Raw genomic sequence first — 13772 nt, 5'->3', positions numbered from 1 at the left:
GGCGGAAAGCAGAATGGCAGTTCTAGGTATTTCAGATGTCACGGGCTTCTCGGTATGATTCTGTCTTGTTTCTGAATATGGGTATCGAACCAGCGGGCCACAGGGTCAAGGGCAGGATGCACCAGAGCTGATTCGAGCAGCCGCCAGAGACGCGGCATATGACGAAGATAGTCCGGTTTTCCGTCACGGACACAAAGCCGGGTGAAGATGCCGATAACCTTGGTATGGCGCTGTGCCGCCAGTACCGCGTAGGCGGCTTCGAAGGCGGTGCGGTCGGTATCCGGAAAGGCTGCAAGATAGCGGTCCAGACAAAGTCTCTGGACGTCAGGTGCCACGTCCCTCCGGGCATCCTGTAACAGGCTCATCAGGTCATAGGCCGTCGGGCCATGCACCGCATCCTGAAAATCCAGCAATCCGCATTGCCCGATATTCGGGCGGTCCGGCAGCAGCAGCAGATTGTCGACATGGTAATCACGCAGGACCAGCGACCAGGGTGCCGCATCTGTCACGGCGGAGACCTGCCGCCACGCCGCCTCGAATGCATCCCGGACAGAGGCATCGGTTTCCCTGCTGAAGACGGCCGGCATATACCAGTCGGTCAGCAGGGAGGCTTCACGCCACAGCAGATCAGCATCATAGGCCGGTAAATCAGGAATGACGGCATCCGCCCGGCGATGCAGATGGATCAGGACATCGGTCGCCAGCTCATAGAGCGCCGCCTCATCTGCACCCGGTTCCGTCAGCAGCCGGGTGTAGGTCGCGTCGCCCAGATCTTCGAGCAGCAGAAAACCGTCGCCGGTATCCTCTGCCAGTATTTCCGGCGCGCTCAGTCCGAGTGACCGGAGATGCCGGGCAATCCGCACGAAAGGCCGCACATCTTCCTGCGGCGGCGGGGCATCCATGAGCACCGTTATCTCGTCCGCCCTGCGGACACGGTAATATTTCCGGAACGAGGCATCCCCGGCGAGCAGCGACACGGCGGCTCCTGACCGGCCGGCCCGCTCAAGAAACGGTGCGTGAAGCGCCAGACGGTCAGCCATCACCGGGCAATCCCTTCAGGCGGTCAGTCCAGGACGGGCCACCGGACAGGCTGGCCAGCCGCGCTTCATCCGGCTGAATTGTCAGAGTGATGGTCAGCCGGTCCGCAGGGATGGCGCTGCCGCCATTTCCCGGCCATTCAAACAGGCTGATGCCTTCATCAAAGGCATCCTCCACCCCCAGTTCCCAGATTTCGTCGGGGTCTTCCAGCCGGTAAAGGTCGAAATGCCAGACCACGGCAGTAGGTGTTTCATAAGTCTGCAACAGGGTGAAGGTCGGGCTTGGGACATCGATATCCTGCCCCGCCAGCGCCCGGATAAAGCCACGTGCCAGCACAGACTTTCCGGCACCAAGATCACCGACCAGCGCGATGACATCGCCGGGCCGGGCCAGTGCGGCCAGATCAGCACCCAGATTTGTGGTGTCAGATTCAGTATGGAGCAGGCGTGAAAACAACGGGAACCGATGCGTGATGAAATGATAAACAGAGCGACCCCGGAAGGTCTGACAGGCAGAGTCTACAGGGCCGGATATCTGTCGCAAAGCGTCAAATCCGCTATCGCCAGCCTTGCAATGCTCTGCCGCTGACGCCATCACTGCCGTCAGTATTGCCGCTGAGAGGGATTCTGCCATGACCACCACACCCCATCAGACTGATGTCGCGATTATTGGCGCAGGCCCGGTCGGACTGTTCGCCGTTTTTGAATGCGGCATGGTCAGGCTGAAATGTCATGTCATCGATGCGCTGGATGCGGTCGGCGGGCAATGTGCCGCGCTGTATCCGGAAAAGCCGATTTATGACATACCGGGCTTCCCTTCAATTGATGCCGCTGACCTGATCGGCAATCTTGAACAGCAGGCAGCCCCCTTCGATCCGGTTTATCATCTGGGCCAGCAGGTTACCGGGCTGGACTCTCTGCCTGACGGTCGCTGGCGGCTGACCACATCAAAAGGCACGGTAATCGAAGCGACGGCGGTCATTCTCGCTGCCGGTGTCGGCGCCTTTGGCCCGAACCGCCCGCCGATGGACGGGCTGGAATCCTATGAAGGTGGCGCAGTGCAATATCTGGTCAAACGCCGCGCCGACTATACAGACAAGCGTGTGGTCATCGCGGGCGGCGGGGATTCCGCTGTGGACTGGGCCATCTCGCTGGCAGAAGTCGCCCGGAAAATCTACGTCGTCCATCGCCGTGACAAGTTCCGCGCCGCGCCGGAAAGCGTGGAGCGGATGCGGGCACTCGCCACGGCCGGGGGCAAGGTCGAGATGGTCATTCCCTACCAGCTGCACAGCCTGCAGGGCGATGGCACGACACTGACCGGTGTGGTCGTTCAGACACTGGAAGGGGAAGAACGGGTGCTGGAAGCCGACAGCCTGCTGCCCTTCTTCGGGCTGTCCACCAATCTCGGACCGATTGCCGACTGGGGTATGGAAATGGCACGCAAACATGTCACCATCGACCCGGCGACCAGTCAGACCAGCCTTCCCGGTATCTTCGCCATCGGTGATATCGCCACCTATCCGGGCAAGCTGAAGCTTATCCTCTGCGGCTTTTCCGAAGCTGCCATGGCCGCCCATGCCATCTATCCCCTCGTCCACCCGGATGAGGCGCTGCATTTTGAATATTCGACCACCAAGGGACTGCCGGGAGAAGCCTGATCATGGATATCGAACGCCTGCGCCGGGACACACCGGGGACCGGACATGTGCTGCACTTCAACAATGCCGGTGCCGCCCTGATGCCGCAGCCGGTGCTGGATGCCGTGAACACTCATTTCCAGCGTGAAGCCCTGACCGGCGGGTATGAGGCAGCGGGCGAAGCTGCCGCACAGCATGCTGCTGTCTACTCCTCCATCGCCACGCTGATCGGCGCTCAGGCCAGTGAGATCGCGCTGGTGGAGAATGCGACCGTTGCCTGGCAACTGGCCTTCTATGCCTTCGCCTTCCAGCCCGGCGACCGTATCATCACGGCACAGGCGGAATATGCGGCAAACTATGTCGCCTATCTGCAGGTTGCCCGTAAATATGGCGTCAAAATCGACGTCGTCCCGAACGATGAAAGCGGCGCCCTGTCTGTCGAGGCGCTGGCCGGGATGATAAGCAAACGCACGAAACTGATCAGCATTACCCATGTGCCGACCAATGGCGGGCTGGTCAATCCGGCTGAAGAAATCGGCAAGCTGGCAAAGGCTGCCGGTATTCCCTACCTGCTGGATGCCTGTCAGGCCGTCGGTCAGTTACCCATCGATGTTGACCGGATTGGCTGTGACATTCTGACTGCGACCAGCCGGAAATATCTGCGCGGACCGCGCGGTGCGGGCTTCCTGTATGTCCGGGACTCGCTGCTGCAAACGCTGGAACCGCCCATGCTTGACCATCACGCCGCCCCCTGGGTGGCTGCCGGGGAATACCGGGTCCGCCCGGATGCCCGCCGGTTCGAGAACTGGGAGAACAATATTGCCGGTCAGCTGGGGCTTGGTGCCGCCGTCGATTATACGCTGGCGCTGGGGCAGGATGCGATCTGGGAACGCATTCAGCATCTTGCCACCCGGCTGCGCCAGCGGCTTGGGGACATTACCGGCGTGACCATCCGCGACCTCGGCCCGAATCCCTGCGGAATCGTCACCTTCACACTGGATGGCACGGACCTGCCGAAGCTGAAGACAGACCTGCGGGCAGAACAGATCAACATCACCGTCAGTGACGCCGCCTCAACCCGGCTGGACATGGAAGCCCGCGGCCTGGCCAAACTCGGCCGCGCCTCTGTTCACTGCTACAATACGGAAGATGAGATCGAGCAGTTCTGCACCGCTGTGGATCGCCTGAAATAGGACTTAATGCCAGACCAGTGTTGCACCCTTCTAGACGCCGCGTTGCTGCTCCTCAGGGTGCGGCTGTTGTTATCCGATGCCTCAGTCTGAGTAAGCATCTGGCGCTGCCTTGAAGGATTATAACAAACCCCCGGTCAGTGAGATGTTGCCAGCCTTCCCCTCACTGATAGTCTCGGGATCACCTTCCACCTCTTTTGGTACTGCCTCTTGCGCCCCATTCATATCCTCCTTGTGTTGGCTATCTGCGCGATCTGGGGCGGAAATTTTGTCGTAACGAAGCTGGGGCTGGTCCATTTTCCACCAGTTTTCTTTTCGTTCCTGCGGTTTGCCGTCCTGATACTGGTGCTGTTTCCCTTTCTGAAAATCATTCCCGGACGCATGCGCCGGTTACTGCTCTTCGCCTTCACGCTCGGCGTCCTGCATTATTCAACCATCCTGCTGGCGATCAGCTGGACCGGTAACACCGCCTCGCTGGCGATCATCAATCAGATCCATGTGCCGTTTTCGGTCATTCTGGCTGTCGTTATCCTGCGTGAACAGGTCGGCTGGAAACGCTGGTTTGGTATCGGCCTCGCCTTTTCCGGCGTGATGGTCATGGGTTTCGATCCGGAAGTCCTGAAATACCCGGACGCCCTGATCATGATGATCGTGACATCCTTCATTCTGTCCTGCGCCAATGTCATGGCCCGCGGGCTTGCCGACATCAGCCCGATGACCATCAATGCCTGGGTCAGTCTGGTTGCTCTGGGTCCGTTGCTGGGGCTGAGCGCCATACTGGAGACAGGACAGGTGGCCGCCCTCACCGGTTCCGGGCCCTGGCAATGGGCTGCGATTGCCTATACCGCCCTTCTGGTCACCCTCGTCGGACATGGCTCGTTCTATTATCTGCTGCGCCATTACGGTGTCGCACAGGTCACACCCTGGTTTCTGCTGCTGCCGTTCTTTGCGGTCGCACTTGGCGTTGCCATTCTGGGTGATGTGCTGACCCTGCGTATTCTGGCCGGCGGCGGCATCCTTCTGGCGGGAGTCGCGGTCATCACCTTCAGATCGGCAAAAAAGGGCGCTGTCCACGCGCTGCCGAAAGCGCAATAATCCGGACATATCAACGCGCATTCGCGCCGGAGAATTCAGTGACCCTTCCCCATCTCATCCTCATCCTCTCTATCAACGTGATCTGGGGCATGATGTATGTCGCGGGAAAACTGGGGGTCGATCAGTTTGAACCGCTGTTCTTCACCGGCCTGCGATTTGCCCTGCTGACTGTCTGCCTGCTGCCGTTCCTGCGTATCGTCCCCGGTCGCATGAAACGCCTGCTGACCTTCTGCCTTGTCATGGGCGTGCTGCATTACACTTTCATCTACTACGCCATCGACCATGCAGAGAATGTCGGCTCCATCGCCATCCTGTCGAAGCTGTCGGTCCCCTTCTCGGTCATTCTCGCGATCATCTTCTTTGGCGAGCATGTCGGGCCCTGGCGGGTTGCCGGTATCGGCACCGCCTTCATGGGGGTGCTGGTCATCGGCTTTGATCCGGTTGTGTTCAATAATCTGGATTCCGTTATCATGGTGCTGGCGGCAGCCCTGATGTTTTCCATCGCTGCCCTGATCGTCAAATCACTGAAAGACGTCAATGTCTTCACCATCAATGCCTGGATATCCGCAGTCTCTTTCGGGCCCTTGCTGGGCCTGTCCTTCCTGTTTGAAGAAGGTCAGATCAACTCACTGGTAACAGCGGACTGGTTCGACTGGTCCATGCTGGTCTATTCCGCCGTACTGGTATCCATCTTCGGGCATGGCGGGGTTTATTACCTGCTGCAACGCTATCCCGTTTCACTGATCACACCCTGGCTTTTACTGGTGCCGATCATCGGTGTTGCCGGCGGCATTCTGTTCCTCGGCGATGAAATGACCTGGCGGCTCGGGATTGGTGGCATCCTCACCATCAGCGGCATTGCCATTGTCTCGCTCCGGGAAGCGCAGAAAAAAGCCATTTAAAGGCTGCATTAGAAAATCTAGACCTATCCACAAACTCATTACGTAATTTTGATTGTTCTACGAAATGGAAACGCTAAACTTATGTCCATGAACGGCAAACGTATCCTGCTCATCATTTCCGGCGGCATTGCCGCCTATAAATCGCTCGAACTTATCCGTGAGCTGAAACGCCGCCGTTATGCGGTCCGGTGTGTGCTGACCAGGGGCGGTGCCCAGTTCGTCACACCGCTGTCCCTGTCCGCCCTGAGCGAAGACAAGGTCTATCAGGATATCTTCTCGCTGACCGATGAAGCCGAGATGGGCCATATCCAGCTTTCCCGCAATGCCGACCTTCTGGTCGTCGTTCCGGCCAGCGCCGATATTCTGGCCAAGATGGCACAGGGTCTGGCCAGCGATCTGGCGACCACCGTGCTGCTGGCCACAGACAAGCCGGTCATGGCGGTGCCTGCGATGAATGTCCGGATGTGGGAACATGCGGCGACACAGGCCAATGTGGCAACCCTCGGCAGCCGTGGTGTAAAAATGCTGGGCCCCGTCGACGGCGATATGGCCTGTGGTGAATTTGGCCCCGGAAGAATGATCGAGCCGGTGCAGGTTGCCGACGCCATTGATGCCCATTTCACGACCAGCCAGCCGCTCGCCGGAAAGCGTGCGCTGGTGACCAGCGGCCCGACCCATGAGCCGATTGATCCCGTGCGCTACATCGCCAACCGGTCTTCCGGCAAGCAGGGGCATGCCATCGCAGCCGCACTGGCACGGCTGGGGGCAGAAACCGTGCTGGTCAGCGGCCCGACCAGTCTGGCCGATCCCGCCGGGGTCAAAGTGCATCATGTAGAGACCGCCAGCGAAATGCTGGATGCCTGCCGGGCGGCCCTGCCCGCAGATATCGCCGTTTGCGCCGCTGCCGTGGCCGACTGGCGTGTCGCCAACCGGCAGGACGAGAAGGTCAAGAAAACCGATGGTGCCGCCGTCCCCGCACTGGAACTGACACCAAACCCGGACATTCTGGCGGAACTGTCAGCGCCCGGTAAGCAACGGCCCCCGCTCGTCATCGGCTTCGCCGCCGAGACCGAAAATGTGATCGACAACGCGACCGCCAAACGGGCGCGCAAGGGATGCGACTGGATCCTGGCCAATGATGTATCCCCCGCAACCGGCACCTTCGGCGGTGACCGCAACAGCGTGCATCTGATTGATGCGGCTGGTGTCGAAAGCTGGCCCGCGCTGGCAAAAACCGATGTCGCCGACCGTCTCGCCGACCGCATTGCCGACAAACTGACCTCATAAATTCCGGAACAGCTGCTGATGACCACCACGACCAACATTCGCGTTACCCGCCTGCCTCACGGGGCCGATCTCGACCTGCCGGCCTATGCCACGGCACAGTCGGCGGGGATGGACCTGCTGGCCGCCATCAGCGAGCCGAAAACACTGCAACCGGGTGGCCGCGCCATCATCCCCACCGGCCTTGCCATCGCACTGGAGCCGGATTTCGAAGCACAGGTCCGCCCCCGTTCCGGCCTCGCCGCAAAGAATGGTGTGACCGTCCTCAACAGCCCCGGCACCATCGATGCGGATTATCGTGGCGAAGTCGGGGTCATCCTGATCAATCACGGTGATCAGGCTTTCACCATCGAACGCGGCATGCGAATTGCCCAGATGGTCATTGCACCGGTGACACAGGCCCGCTGGCAGGAAGTCGCCAGCCTGGATGAAACCGCACGTGGCGCGGGTGGTTTCGGATCAACAGGAACCGCGTGATCCCATGCTGAAGCTTTCCCGGAAAATGCTGTACGCCATCGAATCCATGGTTGATATCGCCTACCATTCGGGCGGCCAGCCGGTACAGTCGAAGGAAATCACACGGCGACAGGGCATCCCCAGCCGCTATCTGGAACAGACCCTGCAACAGCTGGTCCGTGACGAGATTCTGATCGGCATGCGAGGCCCCCGTGGCGGCTATCGGCTGGCCCGCGAACGCCGTCGCATCACACTCGGTGATATCGTCCGGTCCGTTGCCGCCATCGAAACCGCCGAAGATCCCATCGAATCCCCCACCGCGTCAGAGATCGCAAAGAATGTCGTCCGCCCACTCTGGCAGGGCCGTCAGCAATCGCTGATGGCGGAACTCGACGCAATCACCGTCGAGGAACTCTGTATCAACGCACACAAATCGGGCATCCACAGCGAAGCCCGTGAACGTCTCGACTATACCATCTAACTCAACAGAAGGACTTCCCCCATGTCCGGCGAATTCAGAGGCAAAGTCTACGATTCCATTCTCGATACCATCGGCGCAACGCCGCTGGTAAAGCTCAACCGTATCGCAGAGGAAGCTGGCGCAAAGGCGACGGTGCTCTGCAAATGCGAATTCTTCAATCCGCTGGCCTCGGTCAAGGACCGTATCGGCTTTGCCATGATCAAGGCGCTGGAAGATGCCGGCAAGATCGGCCCGAATACGACCATCGTTGAGCCGACTTCCGGCAATACCGGGATCGCGCTGGCCTTTGTCTGCGCCTCGCGCGGGTACCGGCTGATCCTGACCATGCCCGAAAGCATGTCGGTGGAACGGCGCAAGATGCTGGCTTTCCTTGGTGCAGAGCTTGAACTGACACCGGCCGAGAAAGGCATGAAGGGTGCTATCGCACGGGCTGAGGAACTGGTCAGCGAAATCGGCGATGCCGTCATTCCCCAACAGTTCCAGAACCCGGCCAATCCGGCAATTCATGATGTCACCTCGGCAGAGGAAATCTGGGCAGATACCGGTGGCAATGTAGATGTCATCATCTCCGGTGTCGGTACTGGCGGAACCATTACCGGTATCGGCCGGACGCTGAAGCCGCGCAAAGCCGGTCTGAAAATGATCGCTGTAGAACCGGAAGACAGCCCCGTCCTGTCCGGCGGCCCTCCGGGACCGCACAAGATTCAGGGTATCGGTGCCGGGTTCATTCCCGACATTCTGGACCGTGACCTGATTGATGAAGTGCTGGTGATCGCCAACGAAACCGCCTTTGCAACCGCCCGGAAGGCCGCCCGCCTGGAAGGGCTTCCGGTTGGGATTTCCTCCGGGGCGGCTATTTCCGCCGGTCTGGAGGTTGCCTGCCGTGACGATATGGCGGGTAAGACAATCGTCGTGATTGTTCCGTCTTTCGCCGAACGATATCTTTCCACAGCTCTGTTTGACGGACTGTAAGGAAGCAACATCATGGCGACTGAAGTCTGGCTGGCCTATGTCGCGGCAACCACCTTGCTGCTCATCATTCCCGGCCCGACAATCATGCTCGTCATCTCCTACGCCATCGCCGAAGGCCGTCGTGCAGCTTTATCGACGGTGATCGGCGTTGGCCTCGGTGATTTTGCCGCCATGACCCTCTCTCTGGCAGGCCTCGGGGCGATTATGGCGACCTCCGCCGAACTGTTCACCCTGCTGAAATGGATCGGTGCCGCCTATCTGGTCTGGCTTGGCATCAAACTCTGGCGTGCCCCTGCCATTCTGCCGTCCTCCGACGGATCGGAAACCGAGGGGAAATCAGGCCGGGCCATGCTGACCCACGCTTTCCTTGTCACCCTGCTGAATCCCAAGGGCATCGCCTTCTTCATTGCCTTTACCCCGCAGTTCCTTGATCCGGCAGCCCCCCTGCTGCCGCAGCTTGCGATTATGGAAGCGACCTTTGTCACCCTCGGCGTCGCCAATGCCGCAGCCTATGCCTGGCTTGCCAGCTCCGCCCGCGACCGGATCCGTCGCCCGGCCACCCTGCGGACCATCAACCGCCTCGGCGGCACCGTCCTGATCGGCGCCGGCCTGGCCACCGCCGCCATCAAACGGGCCGCCTGATCAGATTCCGGGAGACCATCAGCCTTATCCTGAGGAGCGCTGAAAGCGCGTCTCGAAGGATGGCAGGAGACCTTTGACTGTCACCGAATGTCGCCACGTCCTTCGAGACGGCGCATAGCGCCTCCTCAGGAAGAAGCTGATGTCGTAGTTTCCCAACAAAAAAGGCGACCCCGAGGGGTCGCCTTTTCCGTTTATCGGGATGAAAGACCGATCAGTCTTCAGCTTCCCCGGCAATTTCCTTGCCGGTTTCCTGATCGACGACCTTCATCGACAGCTTAACCTTGCCGCGATCATCCAGGCCGATGCACTTGACCCAGACTTCCTGACCTTCGGACACCACGTCACTGACTGCCTTGACCCGTTCCGGGCGCATTTCAGAGATGTGGACGAGGCCGTCACGCGGACCGAGGAAGTTCACGAAGGCGCCGAAATCGACACATTTCACGACCTTGCCACGGTAGATCGTACCAACTTCCGGCTCAGCGGAAATCGCCATGATCATATCAACGGCTTTCTGTGCGGCATCATTGTCAACAGCAGCAACCTTGACGGTGCCATCATCATCAATATCAACCTTCGCACCGGACACTTCACAGATTTCACGGATCATCTTGCCACCCGGGCCGATGATTTCGCGAATCTTGTCTTTCGCAACATGGATCACGGTGATCCGCGGTGCATTGTCCGAGACGCCCTCACGGGAGTTGGTAAGTGCCTTGGCCATTTCGCCGAGGATGTGCAGACGCCCACCCTTTGCCTGACCGAGTGCGATCTGCATAATTTCTTCGTTGATCGAAGTGATCTTGATATCCATCTGCAGGGCGGTAACACCGGCTTCGGTACCCGCAACCTTGAAGTCCATGTCGCCGAGATGATCTTCATCACCAAGAATGTCGGACAGAACGGCGAAGTCGTCGCCTTCCTTAATGAGACCCATGGCGATACCGGCCACCGGACGTGCCAGAGGCACACCGGCATCCATCAGCGACAGCGAGGTGCCGCAGACAGTCGCCATTGAAGACGAGCCGTTGGATTCAGTGATTTCGGAGACAACCCGGAGCGTATACGGGAAGGCTTCCTTCGACGGCAGCAGCGGGTGAATGGCCCGCCAGGCAAGCTTGCCGTGGCCGATTTCGCGACGTCCCGGCGATCCCATGCGACCGGCTTCGCCGACCGAGTAAGGCGGGAAGTTATAGTGCAGCATGAAATGCTCGCGATATTCGCCTTCAAGCGCATCAATGATCTGCTCGTCCTGACCGGTGCCGAGGGTGGCAACAACCAGGGCCTGGGTTTCGCCGCGGGTAAACAGGGCGGAACCATGGGCACGCGGCAGAATGCCGACTTCGGAAACGATCGGGCGAACGGTTTCAAGATCGCGGCCGTCAATGCGGCTTTTGGTCTTGATGATATCGCCACGAACCACGTCTTTTTCGAGCTTCTTGAACATCGCGCCGGTGAGGCCTTCGTCGAAGCCTTCCTCGACAACCGTGTCGATGGTGCTCTGACGAACAGCGGCAATCGCGTCCTGACGTTCCTGCTTCGCCTTGATGGCATAGGCATCACGCAGGCCGGCTTCGGCCAGTTCGCCAACGCGCTTCTTGACCGCGTCGTAATCGGCAGGCTGTTCAGCCAGCGGCCACGGGTCTTTGGCACAGGCTTCGGCGAGATCGATGATCGCGTCGATGACCGGCTGGAAACCACGATGACCAAACATCACCGCACCCAGCATGACTTCTTCCGACAGCTCTTTCGCTTCGGATTCAACCATCAGCACACCGTCCTGGGTACCGGCAACGACGAGGTCGAGCTCGGACTTTTCCAGATCGGAAGCTGTCGGGTTCAGCATGTATTCGCCATCGGCATAACCGACACGTGCCGCGCCAAGCGGACCCATGAAGGGAATACCGGAAATTGTCAGGGCAGCCGAAGCGCCAACCATGGCAGCGATGTCCGGATTGTTATCCAGGTCATGGGCCAGCACGGTGCAGACAACCTGTGTTTCGTTACGGAAACCGTCAACAAACAGCGGCCGGATCGGTCTGTCGATCAGGCGGGATGTGAGGGTTTCTTTTTCCGTCGGACGACCTTCACGTTTGAAAAAACCGCCGGGGATTTTACCGGCGGCGAAGGTCTTTTCCTGATAATTGATGGTCAGCGGGAAGAAATCGATTCCCGGTTTCGGCTTCTTTGCGCCGACTGCGGTGCAGAGAACCTTCGTATCGCCATAGGTCACCATGACGGCGCCATCGGCCTGGCGGGCAATCTTGCCCGTCTCAAGGACGAGCTTGCGGCCGCCCCAGTCGAGTTCCTTACGATGAATTGTAAACATGTACTCTCTTTCTTTTCCATACAACGGATCAGCCCTATGCCATCCGCCGGCCTGCGGTCATTCCGCAGGGCTTGCAGCGGCCGCAGCACGGGCTGCGGCCGCCGGAGCAAGGCTCGCCCTTAGCGGCGAATACCCAGCCTTTTAATCAGCGACGTGTAACGGTCGTCGCTTTTCTTCTTGAGATAGTCGAGCAGACGACGGCGCTGGCCGACGAGGATCAGAAGTCCACGGCGTGAGTGGAAGTCCTTCTTGTGTTCCTTGAGATGCTCGGTGAGGTTCGTGATCCGTTCGGTCAGGATAGCAACCTGTACCTCGGGAGAACCGGTATCGCCTTCAGCCTGGGCGTACTCGGAGATAAGCGCTGTCTTGCGCTCTGCAGTAATCGACATCGTGTTTTCCTTCCTTGATCTAGAGGTTCAACACGCGCACCGGAAGGACGTTTCCGCCTTCAACCCGGGCCAATGCCACCGGTACATCGCCGGTAATTGCACAACAAACCACATCAGGACCAATCGGTCCCAGGTTGGATCTGCCGGCAACCTTGAGCCAGGACACTGCCTGACCACAACGCATTCGTCGGGCTTCCTCGTCAGTCAGGGCCAGAGCCGGGATGTCGTCCAGCGCGGTCTTGACCGGGAGCAAGTGCTCGCTTGCGGCGGGAATATGGTCGAGTTCTTCAAGTTTTTCCAGCGGAATTGCGTCTTCTATCGTAAATCCGCCAACCGCCGTCCGCCGCAGCGCAGACACATATCCGGCTGACCCAAGCGCACGGGCAATATCACGGGCCAGCGCCCGCATATAGGCACCCTTGCCACAGGTCACATCAAAGGAGGCATGATCCGCGTCAGGACGCTCCGCCAGCCGAACCTCATCAATCCGGACAATCCGCGATTTCATCTCGACATCTTCATTCGCCCGCGCCAGATCATAGGCGCGTTTTCCGTCAATCTTGATCGCCGAATAAATCGGCGGAACCTGCTCTATTTCCCCGGTAAACTGCGACAATACCGCTTCAATTTCACTGTCTGAAGGCCGCACGTCAGAGCGGGCAGAAACCTCTCCCTCAGCATCGTCCGTGGTCCGTTCCTCACCAAAGCAAAGGGTGAAACGATAGGATTTTGTTCCGTCCATGACGATGGAAATGGTCTTGGTCGCCTCACCCAGCGCGATGGGCAGCAGACCTGTCGCCAGCGGGTCCAGGGTTCCGGCATGGCCAACCTTCGCGGCGTTGGTCAGCCGGCGGATCCGGCCAACCGTCTGGGTCGATGTGACGCCAAGCGGCTTGTCGATGATAATCCAGCCATGGATCGGCAGGCCGCTTTTCTTACGCCCCATTATCATCGTCCTCGTCGTCATCCTTGCCGAGATCCCGGATAACGTCGGGCTGGCGCAGCAGATTATTCATGTAATCCGCATTATCGAAGCTTTCGTCAGCCTTGAAGCTGAGATTCGGTGCGGTCCGCAGCTTGACGATCGCAGCAATGCGCCGGCGCAGATAAGGCTTGGCCCGCTGCAGGGCCTCCAGCATGGGTGTCGGATCACCGCCGCCAAGCGGCGTTGCGAAAACCGTCGCATTTCGCAGATCCGGGCTGACCCGGACCTCGGTGATGGTCACCGGTGTCTGTTGCAGCACGGGCTGATGCAGTTCGCCGCCTTCAAGAATTTGCGCCAGCGTGTGACGGATCAGTTCTCCGACACGAAGCTGACGCTGATTCGGCGCACGGTCATTACGTTGTTTGGCCATAAT

15 protein-coding genes are annotated in these 13772 nt (G+C 59.4%); 9 read left to right on the top strand and 6 right to left on the bottom strand.

Features of this window, described 5'->3' with window-relative positions:
• Positions 1-38: 38 nt before the first annotated feature.
• Positions 39-1040 (bottom strand): phosphotransferase, encoded by a 1002-nt coding sequence (locus GH722_08215; GenBank protein ID MRG71750.1) that lies wholly within the window; start codon positions 1038-1040, stop codon positions 39-41.
• On the bottom strand, positions 1033-1632 hold the full coding sequence (gene tsaE, locus GH722_08210; GenBank protein MRG71749.1) for a tRNA (adenosine(37)-N6)-threonylcarbamoyltransferase complex ATPase subunit type 1 TsaE: 600 nt from the start codon (positions 1630-1632) through the stop codon (positions 1033-1035). Before tsaE ends, GH722_08215 begins: the two co-directional genes overlap by 8 nt.
• Before the next feature lie 37 nt (positions 1633-1669).
• On the opposite strand from tsaE, the gene GH722_08205 reads away from it, so the two are divergent.
• The 9 genes from GH722_08205 (at position 1670) to GH722_08165 (ending at position 9696) form a co-directional block, all read left to right on the top strand.
• Entirely contained in the window at positions 1670-2695 is a 1026-nt protein-coding gene (locus tag GH722_08205) for a ferredoxin--NADP(+) reductase (GenBank protein ID MRG71748.1), read from the top strand.
• Positions 2695-3867, top strand: coding sequence for an aminotransferase class V-fold PLP-dependent enzyme (locus tag GH722_08200; GenBank protein ID MRG71747.1), 1173 nt, complete (start codon positions 2695-2697; stop codon positions 3865-3867). Before GH722_08205 ends, GH722_08200 begins: the two co-directional genes overlap by 1 nt.
• 234 nt (positions 3868-4101) lie before the next feature.
• Entirely contained in the window at positions 4102-4959 is an 858-nt protein-coding gene (locus tag GH722_08195) for an EamA family transporter (protein MRG71746.1), read from the top strand.
• A gap of 38 nt (positions 4960-4997) precedes the next feature.
• Complete coding sequence (locus tag GH722_08190; protein ID MRG71745.1) at positions 4998-5861, top strand: EamA family transporter; 864 nt, start codon at positions 4998-5000, stop codon at positions 5859-5861.
• 81 nt (positions 5862-5942) lie between these two features.
• Positions 5943-7148 carry a bifunctional phosphopantothenoylcysteine decarboxylase/phosphopantothenate--cysteine ligase CoaBC gene (gene coaBC / locus GH722_08185; protein ID MRG71744.1) on the top strand — a complete coding sequence of 402 codons (1206 nt, stop codon included), beginning with the start codon at positions 5943-5945 and terminating at the stop codon, positions 7146-7148.
• Positions 7149-7166: 18 nt separating this feature from the next.
• Complete coding sequence (locus tag GH722_08180; GenBank protein MRG71743.1) at positions 7167-7622, top strand: dUTP diphosphatase; 456 nt, start codon at positions 7167-7169, stop codon at positions 7620-7622.
• A 4-nt stretch (positions 7623-7626) separates the two neighbouring features.
• Positions 7627-8082, top strand: a complete 456-nt coding sequence (locus tag GH722_08175; GenBank protein ID MRG71742.1) for an Rrf2 family transcriptional regulator — start codon at positions 7627-7629, stop codon at positions 8080-8082.
• A 21-nt stretch (positions 8083-8103) separates the two neighbouring features.
• On the top strand, positions 8104-9054 hold the full coding sequence (cysK, locus tag GH722_08170; protein ID MRG71741.1) for a cysteine synthase A: 951 nt from the start codon (positions 8104-8106) through the stop codon (positions 9052-9054).
• 12 nt (positions 9055-9066) lie between these two features.
• The gene (locus tag GH722_08165) at positions 9067-9696 is read left to right on the top strand and encodes a LysE family translocator (protein ID MRG71740.1); all 630 of its coding nucleotides are present in this window, start codon (positions 9067-9069) and stop codon (positions 9694-9696) included.
• 211 nt (positions 9697-9907) lie between these two features.
• On the opposite strand, the gene pnp is transcribed toward GH722_08165, so the two are convergent.
• The 4 genes from pnp to rbfA all read right to left on the bottom strand — a co-directional run bounded on the left by pnp (position 9908) and on the right by rbfA (position 13769).
• Positions 9908-12025: a polyribonucleotide nucleotidyltransferase gene (gene pnp / locus GH722_08160; protein ID MRG71739.1), complete on the bottom strand. Its 2118-nt coding sequence runs from the start codon at positions 12023-12025 to the stop codon at positions 9908-9910.
• Between the two features lie 119 nt (positions 12026-12144).
• Complete coding sequence (gene rpsO, locus GH722_08155; protein ID MRG71738.1) at positions 12145-12414, bottom strand: 30S ribosomal protein S15; 270 nt, start codon at positions 12412-12414, stop codon at positions 12145-12147.
• A 19-nt stretch (positions 12415-12433) separates the two neighbouring features.
• Entirely contained in the window at positions 12434-13360 is a 927-nt protein-coding gene (truB, locus tag GH722_08150) for a tRNA pseudouridine(55) synthase TruB (GenBank protein MRG71737.1), read from the bottom strand.
• A complete protein-coding gene (gene rbfA, locus GH722_08145) occupies positions 13350-13769 on the bottom strand; it encodes a 30S ribosome-binding factor RbfA (protein ID MRG71736.1) in 420 nt (139 codons plus the stop codon). Before rbfA ends, truB begins: the two co-directional genes overlap by 11 nt.
• Positions 13770-13772: the final 3 nt, after the last annotated feature.

The organism is Alphaproteobacteria bacterium HT1-32 (genome assembly GCA_009649675.1).
In the GTDB taxonomy this organism is placed as follows: domain Bacteria; phylum Pseudomonadota; class Alphaproteobacteria; order Rhodospirillales; family HT1-32; genus HT1-32.
The sequence above is the reverse complement of the archived record's forward strand: the minus strand, read 5'-3'. Positions and strand labels throughout refer to the sequence as shown.